Source organism: Pedococcus ginsenosidimutans (assembly GCF_039544395.1).
Classification (GTDB): Bacteria; Actinomycetota; Actinomycetes; order Actinomycetales; family Dermatophilaceae; genus Pedococcus; species Pedococcus ginsenosidimutans.
Genome location: NZ_BAABLO010000001.1, coordinates 401,897 through 421,524, shown reverse-complemented (window position 1 = coordinate 421,524; position 19,628 = coordinate 401,897). Strand labels below are relative to the sequence as shown.

Below are 19,628 nucleotides of genomic sequence, written 5' to 3'. Positions count from 1 at the left end.
CCCCAGGGCACACCGACAGCACCCAGACCACCCCGGACCAGGAGCACCACCATGGCACGCATGACCGCGGCCCAAGCGGCCGTCGAGATCCTCAAGAAGGAGGGGGTGACCAACGTCTTCGGCCTGCCCGGGGCGGCGATCAACCCCTTCTACAAGGCGATGAAGACGAACGGCGGCCTGCACCACACGCTCGCCCGGCACGTCGAGGGCGCCTCCCACATGGCCGAGGGCTACACCCGCGCCAAGCCGGGCAACATCGGCGTCTGCGTCGGGACCTCCGGCCCGGCCGGCACCGACATGATCACCGGGCTCTACTCGGCCAGCGCCGACTCGATCCCGATCCTGTGCATCACCGGCCAGGCGCCGGTCGCCAAGCTGCACAAGGAGGACTTCCAGGCCGTCGACATCGCCTCGATCGCCAAGCCCCTCACCAAGATGGCGGTCACGGTGCTGGAGCCGGCGCAGGTGCCGGGCACGTTCCAGCAGGCGTTCCACCTCATGCGCTCCGGCCGGCCGGGCCCCGTGCTCATCGACCTGCCGATCGACGTCCAGATGGCCGAGATCGAGTTCGACGTCGAGACCTACGCCCCGCTGCCGGTCTACAAGCCCGCCGCGACCCGCGCGCAGGTGGAGAAGGCGCTCGACCTGCTCGAGGCAGGGGAGCGGCCGCTCATCGTGGCCGGTGGCGGTGTCATCAACGCGGACGCGGCCGACCTGCTCGTCGAGCTCGCGGAGCTCACCGGTGTCCCGGTGGTGCCGACCCTGATGGGCTGGGGCACCATCCCGGACGACCACCGCCTCAACGCCGGGATGGTGGGCCTGCAGACCAGCCACCGCTACGGCAACGCCACGATGCTCGAGTCCGACGTCGTCCTCGGGATCGGCAACCGCTGGGCCAACCGCCACACCGGCGACCTCGAGACCTACACAGCCGGGCGCACGTTCGTCCACGTCGACATCGAGCCCACCCAGATCGGCCGGGTCTTCGCGCCCGACTACGGCATCGTCTCTGACGCGAAGGCGGCCCTCGAGCTGTTCGTCACCGCTGCCCGTGAGCGCCGCGACGCCGGCCGCCTCAAGGACCGCTCCGAGTGGGCGGACGCCTGCCAGCAGCGCAAGCGCACCCTGTTGCGGCGCACCAGCTTCGACGTCACCCCGATCAAGCCGCAGCGTGTCTATCAGGAGATGAACCGCGCGTTCGGCCGCGACGTCCGCTACGTCTCGACGATCGGGCTGTCGCAGATCCAGGCGGCCCAGCTGCTCCACGTCTACCGGGACCGGCACTGGATCAACGCCGGCCAGGCGGGCCCGCTCGGCTGGACCGTGCCCGCGGCCATCGGTGTCGCCACCGCCTGCCCCGACGAGACGGTGGTCGCGCTCTCGGGTGACTACGACTTCCAGTTCATGATCGAGGAGCTCGCGGTCGGGGCGCAGTTCAACGTCCCCTACGTCCACGTCCTGGTGAACAACGCCTACCTCGGCCTCATCCGCCAGAGCCAGCGCGGGTTCGACATGGACTACTGCGTGCAGCTGTCCTTCGACAACCTCAACAGCCCCGAGGTCGGGGGTTACGGCGTCGACCACGTCAAGGTCGTGGAAGGACTGGGCTGCAAGGCGATCCGCGTCACCGAGCCCGAAGAGATACTCCCGGCTCTCGAGAAGGCGCAGGTGATGGCCCACGAGTACCGCGTGCCCGTGGTGGTCGAGGTCATCCTCGAGCGCGTCACCAACGTGTCGATGGGCACCTCGATCGCGAACGTCACGGAGTTCGAGGAGCTCGCCGAGCACGGTGACCACGCCCCGACCGCCGTCTTCGCGAACCTGGACTGAGGCGGCCGTGCCCCGCGTCCTGCTCGCCCCCGACAAGTTCAAGGGCACGCTCACCGCCGCCGAGGTGGCGGCCCACCTCGAGGTGGGCCTCCGCTCGGTCGTCCCGGGCGTCGAGGTGACCGTCGTGCCCGTGGCCGACGGCGGCGACGGGACGCTGGCCGCGGCGGAGGCCGCCGGGTTCGAGCGGGTGCCGGTGCGTGCGACCGGCCCGACCGGTGTGCCGTGCTGGGCCTCCTACGGGCGGCGCGGGGACGAGGCGGTGGTCGAGCTGGCCGAGGTGTCGGGACTCGCGCGGCTGGGGGAGGGTGGGCTCGCGCCGCTCACCGCCACCAGCCGCGGTACCGGCGAGCTCGTGGCCGCGGCACTGGACGCCGGCTGTCGCCGGGTCGTCGTCGGCATCGGCGGGAGCGCCGGCACCGACGGCGGGGCGGGGATGCTGCAGGGGCTGGGCGCCCGGGTCAGCGGACCGCGCGGCCGGGCGCTGCACGCGGGCGGGGGAGCCCTCATCGAGGTGGTGTCGCTCGACCTCTCCGAGCTCCACCCCGGGCTCGCCGACGCAGAGCTGGTCGTCGCGTGCGACGTCGACAACCCGCTGACCGGCCCGCACGGCGCGGCGGCCGTCTACGGCCCGCAGAAGGGGGCCGGCCCCGACGACGTGCAGACCCTCGACCTGGCGCTGTCGGCATGGGCCGACGTCGTGGCCGAGGCTACGGGGCGTGACCTGCGTGACCAGCCGGGCGCCGGAGCCGCGGGGGGAGTGGGGTTCGCCCTGCTCGCCGTCCTCGGTGCCCGGATGCAGGCCGGCGCCGACCTCGTGGCCGGGCTGACGGGGCTCGCCGACGCCGTGTGCGCCGCCGACCTCGTCATCACGGGCGAAGGCTCCCTCGACGTGCAGAGCCTGCGCGGGAAGGCCCCCACGGCCGTCGCCGCCATGGCCCGCGACAAGGGCGTCCCCGTCGTCGCCGTGGCAGGTCGCGTCGCCCTCGACGAGGCGACCCTGCGCGCGGCCGGTATCGGCGCGGCGTACCCGCTGCTGGCCGAGGCCGGCGACGAGCGCGAGGCGTTCGAACGACCCGGACCGCTCCTGGAGCGGATCGGGGCACGGATCGCCCGCGACCACCTCGGTGGTGCGTCATGAGGGTCGCCCGGGTGGGTGCACCCGGCGCGGAGCGGCCGGTGGTCGTGGCCGCCGACGGCGCACTGCTCGACCTGGCAGGGCTGACCCAGGACGTCGACGCGGCGTTCCTCGCCTCGCTCGCCGACCTCGACCCGTCGACGCTGCCCGGCCTCGCCCCACCGCCGGGTGCGAGCACCCTGCGGTTCGGTCCGCCGGTCGCCCGCCCCGGCAAGGTCGTCGGCATCGGGCTCAACTACCGCGACCACGCGGCCGAAGCGGGGATGCCACTGCCGGCCGAGCCGGTCGTCTTCCTCAAGTCGCCCACGTCGGTCAGCGGGCCGTCCGACGACGTGGTCATGCTCCCCGGTTCGACCACGACCGACTACGAGGTCGAGCTGGGCGTGGTCCTCGGGCGCGACCTGCGCGGCGAGTGCGACCCGCACCGCGCGCTCGCCGCCGTGGCGGGATACGTCCTCGCCCAGGACGTCTCCGACCGCGCGCTGCAGCTCGAGCGCGGCGGGACGTGGACCAAGGGCAAGTCGGCCGACACCTTCTGCCCGCTCGGCCCGTGGCTGGTGACGCCGGACGAGCTCGGGTCGCCGGGTGTGGGCGGGGTGCGGCTGCGGCTCTCCGTCGACGGTGACCTGCGCCAGGACGGCAGCCCCTGCGACATGGTCTTCGGGATCGGCGAGCTGCTCTGCTACACCAGCGGCCTGATGACGCTCGAGGCCGGCGACGTGGTGCTCACCGGCACCCCGGCCGGTGTCGCGATGGGCCGGCCCGAGCCGCGCCCCTACCTGCGGCACGGACAGGTGGTCGAGGCGGACGGCGGAGTCCTCGGGCAGCAACGGACCAGGGTCGTCGACCCCGGGTACGGAACCATCGCCCTCGACGAGGAGGCAGCGGCAGGATGACCGGTACTGGTTACATGGCAGGCAGTCGCGCGCCGGGCACCCCGGCGCCGCCGTCGAGCGAGAGGATCCCCGTGGCCGAGCAGGTGGCGTTCCGGGCCCGACGGGCCGTGGTCGGCGACCGCGAGGTGGCGGCCACCGTCGTGGTGGCCGACAGCAGGGTGGTGGCGGTGGACCCGTACGACGCCGAGGTCGCGGACGGCACGCGCGTGGTGGAGCTGGCGCCCGACGAGGTGCTGCTGCCGGGCCTGGTCGACACCCACGTGCACGTCAACGAGCCGGGTCGCACCGAGTGGGAGGGCTTCGCCAGCGCCACCAAGGCTGCGGCAGCCGGCGGCGTCACCACGATCATCGACATGCCCCTCAACAGCATCCCGCCCACCGTGACCGTCGACGCCCTGCGCACCAAGCAGGACGTGGCGCGCGACCAGTCGTGGGTCGACGTGGGGTTCTGGGGCGGCGCGGTCCCGGGCAACGTCGCCGACCTGGCGCCGCTGCACGACGCCGGGGTCTTCGGGTTCAAGTGCTTCCTCCTGCACTCGGGGGTCGACGAGTTCCCCCACCTCACGACCCCGGAGATGCGGGAGGCCCTCGCCGAGATCGCGTCGTTCGACGGGCTGCTCATCGTGCACGCCGAGGACGCGGAGGTGATCGACGCGTCGGTGTCGCCGGGCGGTCGGGCGTATGCCGACTTCCTCGGCTCACGCCCGCGCGAGGCCGAGGAGCGCGCCATCCGCACCGTCGTCGACGCCGTGCGCGACACCGGCGGCCGGGCGCACATCCTGCACCTCTCCGACGCCGACGCCCTGCCCGTGCTGGCCGGGGCCCGTGCCGAGGGCCTGGCCTTGTCGGTCGAGACCTGCCCGCACTACCTCACGCTGGAGGCCGAGGGCATCCCCGACGGCGCCACGCAGTACAAGTGCTGCCCGCCGATCCGCGAGCACGAGAACCGCGAGCGGCTCTGGCAGGGTCTCGCCGACGGCACCATCGCGACCATCGTGTCCGACCACTCGCCCAGCACGGCCGACCTCAAGCTCCTCGACGTGGGTGACTTCGCCCAGGCGTGGGGCGGCATCGCCGGGCTCCAGCTGGGCCTGCCCGCGATCTGGTCCGAGGCGCGCCGGCGCGGCCACGACCTCGTCGACGTGGTCCGCTGGATGGGGCGCAACACCGCCGACCAGGTCGGCCTGCACGACCGCGGCCGGATCGAGGTGGGCGCCACCGCCGACCTCGTGGTCTTCGCGCCCGACGAGCGCTTCACCGTCGACGTCACCGCGCTCCACCACAAGAACCCCGTGTCGGCGTATGCCGGCAGCGAGCTCACCGGGGTCGTGCGCCAGACCTGGCTGCACGGCACACCCGTCGACACCGACGCCGCCCCGCGCGGGCAGCTCCTGAGGAGAGGACAGCCATGACCGCCCCCACCCCGCCCCGGTACCACGTGCCCAAGGGGGGCCTGCCGCCGCAGACGCAGCTGACCACCGACCGCGCGGTGTTCACCGAGGCCTACGCCGTGCTGCCGCGCGGCACGATGACCGACATCGTCACGAGCCAGCTGCCCTTCTGGGAGCAGACCCGGCTGTGGGTGATCGCGCGGCCGCTGTCGGGCTTCGCCGAGACGTTCTCGCAGTACATCGTCGAGGTCCAGCCCGGAGGCGGGTCGGACCGGCCCGAGGGCGACCCCGGCGCAGAGGGTGTGCTGTTCGTCGTGGCCGGCAGCCTCACGCTCACGCTCGACGACGACGAGCACCGGCTGGCGCCGGGCGGCTACGCGTTCCTGCCCCCGGGGCAGCGCTGGACCCTGCGCAACACCGGCGACGAGGCCGCGACCTTCCACTGGGTCCGCAAGGCCTACCAGCGGGTCGACGGCATCGACGTGCCCGAGGCGTTCGTGACCAACGAGGCCGACGTCGAGGGCCGCGAGATGCCCGACACCGACGGCGCCTGGACCACCCAGCGGTTCGTCGACCCGGTGGACGTGCGCCACGACATGCACGTCAACATCGTCAACTTCGAGCCGGGCGGGGCGATCCCGTTCCCCGAGACCCACGTGATGGAGCACGGGCTCTACGTCCTCGAGGGCAAGGCCGTCTACCTGCTCAACAACGACTGGGTCGAGGTGCAGGAGGGTGACTTCATGTGGCTGCGGGCGTTCTGCCCGCAGGCCTGCTATGCAGGAGGTCCCGGGCGTTTCCGCTACCTGCTCTACAAGGACGTCAACCGGCACGCGGTGCTGAGCAGGCAGTTGGTCTGACCCGGGGGGAGTCGGCGGACTCCAGCCGCAGCAACCCGACCTCGAGGAGGTGCGATGACCCAGCCGCGTCGACGGTCGGGGATCGTCGGCCTGCTCGTGCGCCCGGACGGGTACGTCTCCGGGCCCCAGGTCCTCTCGGAGCTGCGCCGGGTCATCGCGTCCGGGCAGGTGCCCCCGGGCAGCCCGATCCCGCTGGACGACGTGGCTGCGTTCTTCGGCGTCAGCCTCATCCCCGTCCGGGAGGCGCTCAAGACCCTCCTGGGTGAGGGGCTGCTCGACCACCAGCCACGGCTCGGCTACACCGTGACCCAGCTGAGCCCGGCCGAGATCGACGAGCTGTACGTCGTGCGGGGCGCGCTCGAGGCGGCTGCCCTCGACGCCGCGGTCAGGAACGCCGGCACTGCGGACCACGAGCGGGCCGCGCAGGCGCACGCCCGCATGGGCGCGGCGGTCGAGGCGGCCGATGCCGACGGCTTCCAGCGGGCGAGCAGGGACTTCCACATGGCCCTGCTCGAGCCGTGCCGCATGCCGCGCCTGCTGCACATGCTGGACATCGCCTGGAACGTCACCGAGCCCGTGCAGACGATGATGCGGACCACCGAGGCCGAGCGCGCCGACATGCGGGCCGACCACGAGGAGATGCTCGCGGCCTTCGTCGCGCGCGATGCCGACCGGCTGCGGGAGACCGCGCTGGCCCACCACGAGCGACTGTGCGCCGCCGTGACGCGCGGCGGCCAGAGTTAACCGCGGCGCAACAGATATACGCAGATATACGGTTCACGACATTCCCCGGAAACCGTTGTCTCCCTAGGGTTTGAGCAACTTCAGACCGGGAGGTCAGCATGACCCAGATCCAGCAGCCGCTCACCGAGTCCGCCGCCGAGGCCGCCGGCTACGCGACGCACCACGGCCCCCACGACCACGGAGCGGGGACCGGGCTGATCAAGCCCGCTTACGACCCGCGCCTGGCCAACGAGGACCTCGCACCGCTGGAGGACCAGAACTGGTCCTGGTACAACATCTTCGCGTTCTGGATGTCGGACGTGCACAGCGTCGGCGGCTACATCACCGCAGGCAGCCTGTTCGCGCTCGGCCTCACGAGCTGGCAGGTGTTCGTCTGCCTCATCGTCGGCATCTCGATCGTGCTCTTCTTCTGCAACCTCGTCGCCAAGCCGAGCCAGCGCACCGGCGTCCCCTACCCGGTGATCTGCCGTTCGGTGTTCGGCGTGCTCGGCGCCAACATCCCCGCGATCATCCGCGGCCTCATCGCCGTGGCCTGGTACGGCATCCAGACCTACCTCGCCTCGGCCTCGCTCGACATCCTGCTCGTGCGGATCTGGCCGGGGCTCGAGCCCTGGTCGAACGTCGGCCAGCACGGCTTCCTCGGCCTGTCGGCGCTCGGCTACGTCACGTTCGCGATCCTGTGGGTGGCCCAGGCGGCGGTGTTCTGGACCGGCATGGACACCATCCGACGGTTCATCGACTTCGCCGGCCCGGCGGTGTACGTCGTGATGATCGCGCTGTGCGTCTACCTGCTCTCCAAGGCGGGCTGGAGCGTCGACCTCAACCTGTCGGACCACAGCCTCAGCGGCACCCAGGTGTTCACCACCATGCTCGCGGCGACCGCCCTGGTGGTGTCCTACTTCTCCGGTCCGATGCTCAACTTCGGTGACTTCTCCCGCTACGGCCGCACCTTCGAGGCCGTCAAGAAGGGCAACTTCTGGGGCCTGCCGGTGAACTTCGTCTTCTTCTCCCTGCTGACCGTCCTCACCGCCGCGGCGACGCTGCCCGTCTACGGCAAGCTCATCACCGACCCGGTCGAGACCGTCGGCCACATCGACAACACCTACGCCCTCGTGCTGGCCGCCCTGACCTTCACGACCGCCACCATCGGCATCAACATCGTCGCCAACTTCGTCAGCCCCGCGTTCGACTTCTCCAACGTCGCGCCGCAGAAGATCAGCTGGCGGATGGGCGGCATGATCGCCGCCGTCGGGTCGGTGCTGCTGACCCCGTGGAACCTCTACAACAGCCCCGAGACGATCCACTACACGCTGGACACGCTCGGCGCGTTCATCGGCCCGCTCTTCGGGGTGCTCATCGCCCACTACTACGTCGTGCACAAGCAGCGCGTCTGCGTCGACGACCTGTTCACGCTCGACCCGTCCGGCGCCTACCACTACAAGCGCGGCTACAACCCGCCCGCCATCTGGGCCACGGCCCTCGCGGCCCTGTGCGCCCTGGCCGTCGTCTTCGTCCCCGGGGCCAAGGTCCTCGACGACTACAGCTGGTTCATGGGGTGCGGTGTCGGCTTCGTCGCCTACGCGCTGCTCGCTCCCCGCATGGGTGTCTCCGACCGCCCGCTCGACCAGAAGACGTGCGTCAAGTGACCATCCGGATCAGCGTCATCAACCCCAACACCACCTCGTCGATGACCGCCCTCATCGAGGGCGAGGCCCGACGGGTCGCCGGCCCGGGGACGGTGGTGACGGGCCGGACGCCCGCCATGGGCCCCGCGTCGATCGAGAGCCACTACGACGAGGCGCTCGCGGTGCCCGGCCTGCTCGAGGTCATCCGCGAGGACGCCGAGGCGGACGCCTTCGTCCTGGCCTGCTTCGGGGACCCCGGCCTGGACGCCGCCCGGGAGGTGGCGTCCAGGCCGGTCATCGGCATCGCCGAGGCCGCGATGAAGACCGCGTCGCTGCTGGGCCGCTCGTTCAGCGTCGTGACGACGCTGAGCCGGACCGTCGGCCGTGCGTGGGACCTCGCGCGCGTCTACGGCCTGGAGCGCCAGTGCGCCGGGGTGCACGCCTGCGACATCCCCGTCCTCGAGCTCGAGGAGGACCGCGACCGGACGTACGGCGTGATCCTCGCCTTCGCGAAGACGGCGATGGCCCAGGACGGCAGCGACGCGATCGTGCTCGGCTGCGCGGGCATGGCCGGGCTGCCCGAGCTGCTCACCGCAGAGCTGGGCGTGCCGGTCGTCGACGGGGTGGCCGCGGCGACCGTGATGGCCGAGGGTCTGGTCCGGCAGGGCCTTCGCCCGTCGACCCACGGGGAGCTCGCGCCACCGCCCCCCAAGGCGTACACGGGCCTGCTGGCCGGCTTCGGCCGGCGGTGAGGGGGCCACCCGGTCCCACATCGCGGAACCGGGTCCACGAAACCCTTGAATCAACAGTTTGTTGAGGTTACCGTCGTCAGCACCTCCGGCGACCGTTGTTCTGCATGGATAACCGACGGCCCGCCCCACGCACCGCAACCATGCACCCGCCCGCACGGGCTGGTGGATGATGGACCCCAACGACGGGGCGACGGGAGCGCGCGATGGCTGCGAACGACGGACACCGGGTCACGGTCAACGGGGCGCCCTGCTCCCTGGACGGCACGGACCCGGCGACGAACGCGCTGGACTGGCTCCGCGGCCAGGGGCTGACGGGGGCCAAGGAGGGCTGCGCCGAGGGGGAGTGCGGCGCCTGCTCGGTCATGGTGGCGCGACCCGACGGCACGGGCGACGGCACCCGATGGACGGCGGTCAACGCCTGCCTCCTGCCGGCCGCCGCCCTCGACGGCCAGGAGGTCGTCACCGCCGAGGGGCTGGGGTCCCCCGACGCCCTGCACCCGGTCCAGCGCGAGATGGCCGTGCGCGGCGGGTCGCAGTGCGGCTACTGCACGCCCGGCTTCGTCTGCAGCATGGCGGCCGAGTACTACCGGCCGGACCGCGCAGCCGTGGACGGTGGCTCCGACGGTGCCTCGACCAGCGGGCAGGGCGGTGCCGCGCCGCACGACGCCCACGAGTGCGGCCCCAACGGCTTCGACCTCCACGCCCTCAGCGGCAACCTGTGCCGCTGCACCGGCTACCGGCCGATCCGCGACGCCGCCTACGCCCTCGGCGCCCCCGAGGCAAGCGACCCGTACGCCGCGCGGCAGGCATCGCCCCCGCCGCCGGCGGCGGCCACGCGGCTCGTGGGGACGACCGGCACCTACGCGCGCCCGGCGGAGCTGCCCGAGGCGCTGGGCCTGCTCGCCGAGCACCCCGGTGCCGTCCTGGTGGCCGGGTCCACCGACTGGGGGGTCGAGGTCAACCTGCGAGGCTCCCGCGCGCCGTACGCGATCGGCATCGACCGGCTGCCCGAGCTGCGCACGTTCGAGGTCGGCGACGACGTCGTCGAGCTCGGCGCGGCGCTCACCCTGACCGAGTGCGAGCGCCTGCTCGAGGGCCGGGTCCCGTTGCTGGACCAGCTGTTCCCGCAGTTCGCCTCACGGCTGATCCGCAACGGCGCCACCATCGGCGGCAACCTCGGGACCGGTTCGCCGATCGGTGACACCCCACCGGCCCTGCTGGCGCTGGAGGCCGTGGTCGTGCTGGCGTCCGCCGCCGGCGACCGGGAGGTGCCGCTCGCCGACTACTTCACCGGCTACCGGCAGACGGTCAGGCGCGACGACGAGCTGATCCGCGCCGTGCGGATCCCGATGCCCGTCAGCACGACGACGGCGTTCCACAAGATCGCCAAGCGGCGGTTCGACGACATCTCCAGCGTGGCCGTCGGCTTCGCCCTCGACGTGCGGGACGGCGTCGTCGCCAAGGCGCGCATCGGTCTCGGTGGCGTCGCCGCCACCCCGATCCGCGCGCTCGCGACCGAGGCCGCCCTGGAGGGCAGGCCCTGGACCACCGACGTGGCCCGCGAGGCGGCCGAGGTCATGGCCCGTGAGGGCACCCCCATGGACGACCACCGGGCCAGCGCGCCCTACCGCTCGGCGATGCTCGGCACCGCCCTGCTCAAGCTGCATGCCCAGACCGCGACCCCGCAGGAGGTGGGAGCATGAGTGCACTCTCCGAGCGCCCCGCGAACCCCGTTGTCGGACAAGGGATCCCCCACGAGGCGGCAGCCCTGCACGTCACCGGCCACGCGCTCTACACCGACGACCTCGTCCAGCGCACGCACGGTGTCCTGCATGCCCACCCCGTGCAGGCGCCGCACACCCACGCCCGGGTCACCGGGCTGCGCACCGGGCCCGCCCTCGCGGTGCCGGGGGTCGTCCGCGTGCTCACGGCCGAGGACGTCCCCGGGGTCAACGACGCGGGCGTCAAGCACGACGAGCCGCTCTTCCCGTCCGAGGTGATGTTCCACGGGCACGCCGTCTGCTGGGTGCTGGGGGAGACGCTCGAGGCCGCCCGCCTGGGCTCGCTGGCCGTCGAGGTCGACTACGAGCCCCTGCCCGCGATCGTCACCGTGCGCGAGGCCATCGCCGCCGACAGCTTCCAGGGCGCGCGCCCCAAGGTCGAGCGTGGTGACGTCGATGCCGGGTTCGACGGCGCCGCCCACGTGTTCAGCGGCGAGCTCGAGTTCGCCGGCCAGGAGCACTTCTACCTCGAGACCCACGCCTCCCTCGCCCTCGTGGACGAGAACGGCCAGGTCTTCATCCAGAGCAGCACCCAGCACCCCACCGAGACCCAGGACATCGTCGCCCACGTCCTCGGCGTGCCGAGCAACGAGGTGACGGTGCAGTGCCTGCGCATGGGAGGCGGCTTCGGGGGCAAGGAGATGCAGCCGCACGGGTACGCCGCCATCGCCGCCCTGGGCGCCCGCCTCACCGGCCGCCCGGTGCGGCTCCGCCTCAGCCGCAACCAGGACATGACCATGTCGGGCAAGCGGCACGGCTTCCACGCCCAGTGGCGGGTGGCGTTCGACGACGCCGGCCACCTCCAGGCGCTCGACGCGACGCTGACCTCCGACGGCGGGTGGAGCCTCGACCTGTCCGAGCCGGTCCTCGCCAGGGCGCTGTGCCACATCGACAACGCCTACTGGATCCCCAACATCCGCGTGAACGGCCGGATCGCCAAGTCGCACAAGACCTCCCAGACCGCGTTCCGTGGGTTCGGTGGTCCTCAGGGGATGCTCGTCATCGAGGACATCCTCGGCCGGTGCGCGCCCCTGCTCGGGATCGACCCCATCGACCTGCGCAGCCGCAACTTCTACGCGGAGGGCCAGAGCGCGCCGTACGGACAGCCTGTGCGCCACCCCGAGCGCACCGGCTACTGCTGGGACCAGGTCCTCGAGACCGGCGACGTCCGGGCGCGCCAGGCGCAGATCGCGGAGTACAACGCCACGCACGAGCACACCAAGCGCGGGCTCGCCATGACGCCGGTGAAGTTCGGGATCTCGTTCAACTTCACCGCGTTCAACCAGGCGGGCGCGCTCGTCCACGTCTACAAGGACGGCTCGGTCCTGGTCACCCACGGTGGCACCGAGATGGGCCAGGGCCTGCACACCAAGATGCTCCAGGTGGCGGCGACCACCCTCGGCGTGCCGCTGTCGACCGTCCGCCTCGCCCCCACCCGCACCGACAAGGTGCCCAACACCTCTGCCACTGCCGCGAGCTCGGGCGCCGACCTCAACGGCGGCGCGGTCAAGAACGCCTGCGAGCAGGTCCTGGAGCGGCTGCGCGAGGTCGCCGGGCGGCGGCTCGGGGTGCACCCGTCGGACATCCGGTTCGCCGACGGACTGGTGACCTCGGTCGGTGGCGGCGAGTCGGTGCCGTGGGCCGAGCTCGTCAACCAGGCCTACTTCCAGCGGGTCCAGCTGTGGGCGGCCGGCTTCTACCGCACCGAGGGCCTGCACTGGGACTCCTCCCTCATGCACGGCTCGCCGTTCAAGTACTTCTCGTACGGCGTCGCCGCCACCGAGGTGGAGGTCGACGGGTTCACCGGCGCCTACCGCACGCGCCGCGTCGACATCGTCCACGACGTCGGCGACAGCCTGTCTCCGCTGGTCGACATCGGCCAGGTCGAGGGCGCGTTCGTCCAGGGCGCGGGCTGGCTGACCCTGGAGGACCTGCGCTGGGACGAGAGCGACCGCCCGACCCGGGGACGGCTCGCGACCCAGGCCGCCAGCACCTACAAGCTGCCGAGCTTCTCGGAGATGCCCGAGGTCTTCAACGTCGCGCTGCTCGGGCGCGCCCACGAGGACGGTGCCGTCTACGGCTCCAAGGCGGTCGGCGAGCCGCCCCTCATGCTGGCCTTCTCGGTGCGCGAGGCCCTGCGGCAGGCCGCGGCGGCGTTCGGGCCAGCGGGCACCAGCGTCGACCTGGCGTCGCCCGCGACACCGGAGGCCGTGTGGTGGGCGCTGGAGCAGGCCCGCCGCGGGGGCGCCGGGCAGCCCGAGCACGGCCACGTGGTCGACGGCGCCCCCGGGATCGTTCCGGACCAGCCCGACGCCGACGACCGGCCGCTGCGGCCGCACTCCGAGCTCGCGGCGCAGGGCTCCACCGGTGGGGCCTGACGTGCACTGGCTGGCAGCCGTCGAGCGGTTGCGGGGTGAGCGCCGCGCCGGGGTGCTGGTCACACTCGTGACCGTGCGGGGCCACGCCCCGCGGGACGCCGGCGCCAAGATGGTCGTGACCGCCGACGAGGCCTTCGACAGCATCGGCGGCGGCAACCTCGAGGCCACGGCGGTGGCCCGGGCCCGGGCGATGCTCGAGCACCGAGAAACCGCTCCTGCGCAGATCTCGTTGTCCCTCAACGACAAGGCACGGGCCGAGCACGGCCAGCAGTGCTGCGGTGGCGAGGTCGTCATCCTGCTCGAACCCCTGGCTGTCGCACCCTCGGTCGCGATCTTCGGGATGGGGCACGTCGGCCTGGAGCTGGCGCACATCCTGTCCCGCCACGACATCGAGCTTCACCTCGTCGACTCCCGCGCCGACCAGGTGGAGGCCCGCCGGCTCGCCGCGCTCGAGGATGCGGTCGCGCGTGTGCACGTCCACCATGCCCCGGTGCCCGAGCTCGTCCTGGGGCAGGTGCCACGCGGCACCCACGTGCTGGTCATGACCCACGACCACGCCGAGGACGCGGCGCTGTGCGACACCGCCCTGCGTTGCGGCCACCTGGCGTCCATCGGCCTCATCGGCTCCTCCGCGAAGTGGAGCAGGTTCCGACAACGCCTTGCGGCAGAAGGTCATTCGCCAGCAGACCTGGAGCGGATCACCACTCCCATCGGTCTTCCGGGCCTCACGGGCAAGGAACCGGCGACCATCGCCGTCAGCGTGGCCGCGGCCCTGGTCGGCGTGTTCGAGGCCGAGCGGGCGGCCGTGGCCCCCGCGGCCCACGAGGGGGTGACCACGTGACCCTCTACCGGGCGCGGCTGGTGGACACCCCCGTCGACCCGTTCGCCGGGGGTGGCCTCCGCGCCGAGGAGGACGGCGGCATCGTCGTCGACGAGGCGGGGGTCATCACCGCGCGCGGACCGTTCGCCGCGGTGCGCGCCGAGCACCCTGACGAGGTCGTCATCGACCTGCCCGGGGGGATGCTGCTGCCCGGGTTCGTCGACACGCACGTGCACTTCCCCCAGGTGCGGGTCATAGGGGGCCTCGGCATGCCGCTGCTCGACTGGCTCGACCAGTGCGCCCTGCCGGAGGAGGCCCGGCTGGCCGACGTCGCCTACGCCAAGGGTGTCGCCCGCGACTTCGTCACCGGCCTCGTCGACGCGGGCACCACCAGCGCCCTCGTCTTCGGGTCGCACTTCGCGACCGCCGTCGACTCGATGTTCGCCGCGGCGGACGTCGCCGGGCTCCGCGTCACGACCGGGCTCGTCGTCTCCGACCGCAGCCTGCGACCCGAGCTCCTGTCCACCCCCGACCGCGCCTACGGCGAGGCCCGGGGCCTCGCCGAGCGCTGGCACGGCCACGGGCGCCTGCGGTACGCCGTGACACCCCGGTTCTCCTTCTCCGCGAGCGACGCGATGCTCGAGTCGTGCGCGGCGACGTTCAAGGAGGTCCAGGGGTCGTGGTTCACCTCGCACGTCAACGAGAACCTCTTCGAGGTCGCGGAGGTGCGGCGCCTGTTCGGGGGCACCAACTACGTCCACACCTACGCCAACCACGGCCTCGTGGACCGCAACTCGGTCCTCGCCCACAACGTGCACCCCGTGGACGAGGAGCTGGCCCTGCTCGCGAGCCAGGGCGCCTCGGTGGCGCACTGCCCGACGAGCAACTCCGCGCTGGGCAGCGGGCTGTTCCCGCTCCGCCGGCACCTCGACCACGGCGTGCGCGTGGCGCTGGGCTCGGACGTCGGTGCGGGGACAGGCTTCTCGTTGCTCAAGGAGGGGCTGCAGGCCTACTTCATGCAGCAGCTGCTCGCCGCTGAAGGCGTGGCTCTGACCTCGGCGCACCTGCTCTGGCTGGCGACAGCGGCGGGCGCCGACGCCCTCGGGCTGGCCGACGAGGTCGGCGACCTGTCGGTGGGCAAGCAGTTCGACGCGGTGTGGGTGCTGCCGCAGGCAGGCAACCCGCTCGACGTCGGGCTCGGCAACGCCCGCTCCACCCTCGACGCCCTGGCCAAGGTGTTCGCCCTCGGCACCACGACCGACATCGAGGGCGTCTGGGTCGGGGGCGACCAGATCGCCGCAGGACGGTTCCGCCGCCCCGCGAGCCGCTGAACGACGGACGCCCGCCCCCTGCAGGGGGCGGGCGTCCGTCGCTCGTCGGCGAGGTGCGCCGACGGCCGGGTCAGGCCTTCTCGAGCTCGAGCACCTCGTCGTACGCGGGGAGGGTGAGGAAGTCGGGGAAGTCGGGGTCGAGCGCGCACTCGACGAACAGCCGTCGGGCGGCCTCCCACTCGCCCTGGGCGAAGGCCTCCTCGCCCACGGACTCGCGCAGCGCTGCGTACTCCTCCTCGACGAGGCGGTCGACGAGCTCGCGGGTGACCTTCTCGCCGGAGGTGAGGGTGACCTCGTTGTTCAGCCACTGCCAGATCTGCGAGCGCGAGATCTCTGCGGTCGCGGCGTCCTCCATGAGGTTGTGGATGCCGACGGCGCCGTTGCCGCGCAGCCAGGACTGGAGGTAGGCGATGCCGACGGTGATGTTGCCGCGCAGGCCTTCCTCGGTGCGGTCGCCGGGGGTCAGGCCGGCGGCGAGCAGGTCGTCGGCGGTGACCGTGACGTCGTCGCGCTGCTTGGCCAGCTGGTTGGGCTCGTCGCCCAGGACGTCGGTGAAGACCTCCTTGCACAGCTCGACCATGCCGGGGTGGGCCACCCAGGAGCCGTCGAACCCGGCGGCGGCCTCGCGCTCCTTGTCGGCGCGGACCTTGGCGAAGGCCTGCTCGTTGACCTCGGGGTCCTTGCTCGGGATGAACGCCGCCATGCCACCGATCGCGAACGCCCCGCGCCGGTGGCAGGTCCTGACGAGCAGGTCGCTGTAGGCCTTCATCATCGGCGCGGTCATGGTGACGGCGTTGCGGTCGGGGAGGGTGAACTCGGGCCCGGCGTCGCGGAAGTACTTGATGATCGAGAACAGGTAGTCCCACCGGCCGGCGTTGAGGCCGGCGGCGTGGTCGCGCAGCTCGTGGAGGATCTCGTCCATCTCGAACGCGGCCGGGATGGTCTCGATGAGGACGGTCGCGCGGATGGACCCGTGCGGCACGCCGACGTGCTCCTGGGCGAAGGTGAAGACGTCGTTCCACAACCGGGCCTCGAGGTGGGACTCCATCTTCGGCAGGTAGAAGTAGGGCCCGCTGCCGCGCGCGAGGAGCTCGGTGGCGTTGTGGAAGAAGTAGAGGCCAAAGTCGACGAGGGCACCGACGAGCGGCTTGCCGTCGAGCTGCAGGTGCTGCTCGTCGAGGTGCCAGCCGCGGGGGCGCGGGACGATGACCGGTACGGCGTCGGGGTCCTTGAGCGCGTACTCCTTGCCCTCGGGGGAGGTGAAGGCGATCGTGCGGCGGACGGCGTCGCGCAGGTTGACCTGGCCGCCGACGACGTTGGCCCAGTGGGGGGTGTTGGCGTCCTCGAGGTCGGCGAGCCAGACCTTCGCGCCGGAGTTGAGGGCGTTGATCGCCATCTTGCGCTCGGTGGGGCCGGTGATCTCGACGCGGCGGTCGCGGAAGTCGGCGGGTGCCTCGGCGACGGTCCAGTCAGCCTCGCGGACGTCCTTGGTCTCCTCGAGGAAGTCGAGGCGGCCCGTCTTCGAGACCTCCTCGCGCCGTGCCCTCCGGGCGGCGAGCAGCTCGTCGCGGCGCGGGCCGAACCGGGTCTGCAGCTCGGCGAGGAAGGCGAGCGCCTCGGGCGTCAGGACCTCGTCGCTGCGCTCGACCGGGCCCCCGGTCACGGTGATGTCGGACATCGGTGGCTCATCCTCACTGTCGAAGGGCGTCGCACGTGCTCGGTGCACTAGGATAGTTCCATGATACGGAATCTTCTTCTCATTCGCCGCGTGGGGAGAGATATATGAGCACCGGCCAGGGCGCCGCGGACACCGCTGCCACGGACACCACCGCGGCCAGCGCTGCCGCGGACACCGCCGCCGCTCCCGCCAAGACGGGCGGCGTGCAGTCGCTCGAGCGCGCGTTCGCCATCCTCGAGACGATGGCCGACGCCGGCGGCGTGATCAGCCTGTCGCAGCTCGCGAACGACGCAGACCTGCCGCTGCCGACCATCCACCGCCTCGTGCGGACCCTCGTCGACCTCGGCTACGTGCGGCAGGAGGCGTCGCGCCAGTACTCCCTCGGCCCACGCCTCATCCGCCTCGGTGAGACGACGTCGCGCATGGTCGGGCGCTGGGCGCGACCGCACATGGAGCAGCTCGCCCACGAGCTCGGCGAGTCGGTCAACCTGGCCATGCTCGACGGCGACCAGGTCGTCTACGTCGGGCAGGTGATGGCCTCGCGCAACTCGATGCGGATGTTCACGGAGGTCGGTCGGCGGGTGCTGCCGCACTCCACCGGCGTCGGCAAGGCGATCATGGCCGACATGGACCCCGACCAGGTGCGGGCGCTCCTCGCCCGCACCGGCATGCCGGCCCGCACCGAGCACACCATCACCACCCCCGAGGAGTTCGCCGCGGAGCTCGAGCGCACCCGCCGGCGCGGCTACGCCCTCGACGAGGGGGAGCAGGAGGTCGGCGTACGGTGCGTGGCGGTGGTCGTCCCCGAGACCCCGCAGCGCCTCGCCCTGTCGTTGTCCGGACCGGTGACCCGGGTGACCGACGAGTTCGTGGCGCGAGCCACGGGCCCGCTGCACCGCGCCGCGGAGGCGATCTCCGCCCAGGTGCGCGGGACCGCGTCGTCCTGATCCCGGAGTGACTGCGGCCCCCGGGAGCCTCACGGGTGACCGGGCCCTCCGGGGTCCCGCGGTGACCGGGGCCGCAGCAGCAGGCGAACGGTTGCCGCCCCACGGGTGAACTCTGGCCCGGGGGGCCGGATCCCGGTCCACCGGAGTCGCCGCCGACGGCAGGCTGGGGCCATGGCCTACGGCTCCGAGCCCGCTCCCCTGGCCCTCGCCCACCGGGGCGGGGCCGCCCTCGCCCCGGAGAACACGCTGGCGGCCTTCGGGCTCTCCTCGGCGCTCGGGCTCCGCTACCTCGAGACCGACGTGCGCCTGACCTCCGACGGGCAGCTGGTGTGCTTCCACGACGCCACGCTCGACCGGGTCACCGACGGCAGGGGAGAGGTGCGGCACCACGACCTCGCCGCGTTGCGCCGCCTGCGCGTCCACGGGCGTGAGCCGGTGCCTACCCTCGCCGAGGCGTTGGAGGCCTTCCCCGACGCGCGCTTCACCATCGACCTCAAGGACCGTGCCGCGATCGCGCCGCTCGTGCAGCTCTTGCGGCGCAGGGGAATCCGGGAGCGCGTCTGCCTCGCCGGAGCCTGGGACGGTGCGCTCGCCACGGTGCGGCGCGAGGTGCCGGGGGTGCGTACCGCGCTCGGCTGGCGCTCGCTGTCCGCCCTGGTGTCGTCGTCGCGGACCGGGGCGAGGCCGTCACCGCGACTGGCCACGGGGGAGTTCGCCCACGTGCCGCTGCGCCTCGGCAGGGTGCCTGTCTTCGTCGAACGACTCGTCGAGGGCGCCCACCGCATCGGGGTGCGGGTCGTCGTGTGGTCCGTCGACGACGTCCCGGACATGCACCGGGTGCTCGACGCCGGGGTCGACGGCGTCATCACCGACCGACCCGACCTGCTGCGTGAGGTGCTCATCGCCCGCGGGCAGTGGCTGCCCGCGGGCGCGAGGGCACCGGTCAGGACGCCTGCTGCAGCGCCTTGACCTCGTCGCGGGCGGCCACGATGGCGGAGTGCTGCTGCTGGACGACCGAGCGGAAGCCGTCGCTGAGGTCCTCAGCGAGGGCCTTCTCGTACTCCGACACCGCGTGGTCCTCCCCGGTCACCGCGGCGCCGAGCACGCCCGACGCGTCATCGCCGGTGAGGGCGTCCTTGAGCGAGAGCCAGCCGCGGTGCAGCGCAGCCGCCACCGACCCGCTCTCCTCGACGTCGTCGCCGTACTCGTGCCCCATGGCCACGATGTCGCGGGCGAACGCCTCGCGCTGCTCGGACAGGCGCTGGAGGGTGGCGGCCACCTCGGGCCGCTCGCTGTCGCGCAGCTTCTCCGCCGCGGACGCGAAACCGTTGCGGCCGTCCTTGAGGGTCTCCACGAGGTCCTTGGCGACCTTCTCGTCAGCTGACATGGACGTGCTCCTTCGTGTCGGCCGGCCCTGCATCCGTGCCGGCGTGTCGGACCTCGACCCTGACACACCCTGA

Annotated in this window: 16 protein-coding genes; 14 read left to right on the top strand and 2 right to left on the bottom strand. The window is 72.4% G+C overall.

Translation table 11 applies throughout. From position 1 onward, the window contains the following. Positions 1-51: 51 nt before the first annotated feature. The 12 genes from gcl to ABEA42_RS02015 all read left to right on the top strand — a co-directional run bounded on the left by gcl (position 52) and on the right by ABEA42_RS02015 (position 15,543). Positions 52-1,830 carry a glyoxylate carboligase gene (gcl, locus tag ABEA42_RS02070; RefSeq protein ID WP_345500818.1) on the top strand — a complete coding sequence of 593 codons (1,779 nt, stop codon included), beginning with the start codon at positions 52-54 and terminating at the stop codon, positions 1,828-1,830. Between the two features lie 7 nt (positions 1,831-1,837). Continuing rightward, positions 1,838-2,968 (top strand): glycerate kinase, encoded by a 1,131-nt coding sequence (locus ABEA42_RS02065; protein ID WP_345500816.1) that lies wholly within the window; start codon positions 1,838-1,840, stop codon positions 2,966-2,968. 11 nt (positions 2,969-2,979) lie between these two features. After that, complete coding sequence (locus tag ABEA42_RS02060) at positions 2,980-3,861, top strand: fumarylacetoacetate hydrolase family protein (RefSeq protein ID WP_345500815.1); 882 nt, start codon at positions 2,980-2,982, stop codon at positions 3,859-3,861. A gap of 14 nt (positions 3,862-3,875) precedes the next feature. Then, positions 3,876-5,273, top strand: a complete 1,398-nt coding sequence (gene allB, locus ABEA42_RS02055; protein ID WP_425571969.1) for an allantoinase AllB — start codon at positions 3,876-3,878, stop codon at positions 5,271-5,273. Further along, positions 5,270-6,112 (top strand): bifunctional allantoicase/(S)-ureidoglycine aminohydrolase, encoded by an 843-nt coding sequence (locus ABEA42_RS02050; RefSeq protein ID WP_345500813.1) that lies wholly within the window; start codon positions 5,270-5,272, stop codon positions 6,110-6,112. The genes allB and ABEA42_RS02050 overlap by 4 nt, the downstream gene beginning before the upstream one ends. Positions 6,113-6,166: 54 nt before the next feature. Continuing rightward, a complete protein-coding gene (locus tag ABEA42_RS02045; protein WP_345500811.1) occupies positions 6,167-6,856 on the top strand; it encodes a GntR family transcriptional regulator in 690 nt (229 codons plus the stop codon). 98 nt (positions 6,857-6,954) lie between these two features. Further along, positions 6,955-8,502 carry an NCS1 family nucleobase:cation symporter-1 gene (locus ABEA42_RS02040; protein ID WP_345500809.1) on the top strand — a complete coding sequence of 516 codons (1,548 nt, stop codon included), beginning with the start codon at positions 6,955-6,957 and terminating at the stop codon, positions 8,500-8,502. After that, complete coding sequence (locus tag ABEA42_RS02035; protein WP_345500808.1) at positions 8,499-9,233, top strand: aspartate/glutamate racemase family protein; 735 nt, start codon at positions 8,499-8,501, stop codon at positions 9,231-9,233. The genes ABEA42_RS02040 and ABEA42_RS02035 overlap by 4 nt, the downstream gene beginning before the upstream one ends. 203 nt (positions 9,234-9,436) lie before the next feature. Beyond that, positions 9,437-10,936, top strand: coding sequence for a xanthine dehydrogenase small subunit (locus ABEA42_RS02030; protein WP_345500806.1), 1,500 nt, complete (start codon positions 9,437-9,439; stop codon positions 10,934-10,936). Then, on the top strand, positions 10,933-13,392 hold the full coding sequence (gene xdhB, locus ABEA42_RS02025; RefSeq protein WP_345500805.1) for a xanthine dehydrogenase molybdopterin binding subunit: 2,460 nt from the start codon (positions 10,933-10,935) through the stop codon (positions 13,390-13,392). Before ABEA42_RS02030 ends, xdhB begins: the two co-directional genes overlap by 4 nt. Before the next feature lies 1 nt (position 13,393). Then, on the top strand, positions 13,394-14,233 hold the full coding sequence (gene xdhC / locus ABEA42_RS02020; RefSeq protein WP_345501411.1) for a xanthine dehydrogenase accessory protein XdhC: 840 nt from the start codon (positions 13,394-13,396) through the stop codon (positions 14,231-14,233). After that, entirely contained in the window at positions 14,230-15,543 is a 1,314-nt protein-coding gene (locus ABEA42_RS02015; protein ID WP_345500803.1) for a guanine deaminase, read from the top strand. The genes xdhC and ABEA42_RS02015 overlap by 4 nt, the downstream gene beginning before the upstream one ends. A 70-nt stretch (positions 15,544-15,613) precedes the next feature. On the opposite strand, the gene aceB is transcribed toward ABEA42_RS02015, so the two are convergent. Then, entirely contained in the window at positions 15,614-17,221 is a 1,608-nt protein-coding gene (gene aceB / locus ABEA42_RS02010) for a malate synthase A (protein WP_345500801.1), read from the bottom strand. Between the two features lie 104 nt (positions 17,222-17,325). On the opposite strand from aceB, the gene ABEA42_RS02005 reads away from it, so the two are divergent. Together ABEA42_RS02005 and ABEA42_RS02000 are read left to right on the top strand one after the other, a co-directional pair. Further along, complete coding sequence (locus ABEA42_RS02005) at positions 17,326-18,168, top strand: IclR family transcriptional regulator (protein WP_345500800.1); 843 nt, start codon at positions 17,326-17,328, stop codon at positions 18,166-18,168. Positions 18,169-18,339: 171 nt separating this feature from the next. Beyond that, on the top strand, positions 18,340-19,137 hold the full coding sequence (locus ABEA42_RS02000; RefSeq protein WP_345500799.1) for a glycerophosphodiester phosphodiesterase family protein: 798 nt from the start codon (positions 18,340-18,342) through the stop codon (positions 19,135-19,137). Here ABEA42_RS02000 and ABEA42_RS01995 read toward each other — a convergent pair. Continuing rightward, positions 19,112-19,555, bottom strand: a complete 444-nt coding sequence (locus ABEA42_RS01995; RefSeq protein WP_345500797.1) for a ferritin-like domain-containing protein — start codon at positions 19,553-19,555, stop codon at positions 19,112-19,114. The two genes, ABEA42_RS02000 and ABEA42_RS01995, sit on opposite strands and share 26 nt — an antisense overlap. Positions 19,556-19,628: the final 73 nt, after the last annotated feature.

Coding starts and splice junctions, on each gene's coding strand:
- gcl (WP_345500818.1), top strand. CDS start 52: ATGGCACGCATGACCGCGGCCCAAGCGGCCGTCGAGATCCTCAAGAAG.
- allB (WP_425571969.1), top strand. CDS start 3,876: ATGGCAGGCAGTCGCGCGCCGGGCACCCCGGCGCCGCCGTCGAGCGAG.
- ABEA42_RS02050 (WP_345500813.1), top strand. CDS start 5,270: ATGACCGCCCCCACCCCGCCCCGGTACCACGTGCCCAAGGGGGGCCTG.
- ABEA42_RS02045 (WP_345500811.1), top strand. CDS start 6,167: ATGACCCAGCCGCGTCGACGGTCGGGGATCGTCGGCCTGCTCGTGCGC.
- ABEA42_RS02040 (WP_345500809.1), top strand. CDS start 6,955: ATGACCCAGATCCAGCAGCCGCTCACCGAGTCCGCCGCCGAGGCCGCC.
- ABEA42_RS02030 (WP_345500806.1), top strand. CDS start 9,437: ATGGCTGCGAACGACGGACACCGGGTCACGGTCAACGGGGCGCCCTGC.
- xdhB (WP_345500805.1), top strand. CDS start 10,933: ATGAGTGCACTCTCCGAGCGCCCCGCGAACCCCGTTGTCGGACAAGGG.
- aceB (WP_345500801.1), bottom strand. CDS start 17,221: ATGTCCGACATCACCGTGACCGGGGGCCCGGTCGAGCGCAGCGACGAG.
- ABEA42_RS02005 (WP_345500800.1), top strand. CDS start 17,326: ATGAGCACCGGCCAGGGCGCCGCGGACACCGCTGCCACGGACACCACC.
- ABEA42_RS02000 (WP_345500799.1), top strand. CDS start 18,340: ATGGCCTACGGCTCCGAGCCCGCTCCCCTGGCCCTCGCCCACCGGGGC.
- ABEA42_RS01995 (WP_345500797.1), bottom strand. CDS start 19,555: ATGTCAGCTGACGAGAAGGTCGCCAAGGACCTCGTGGAGACCCTCAAG.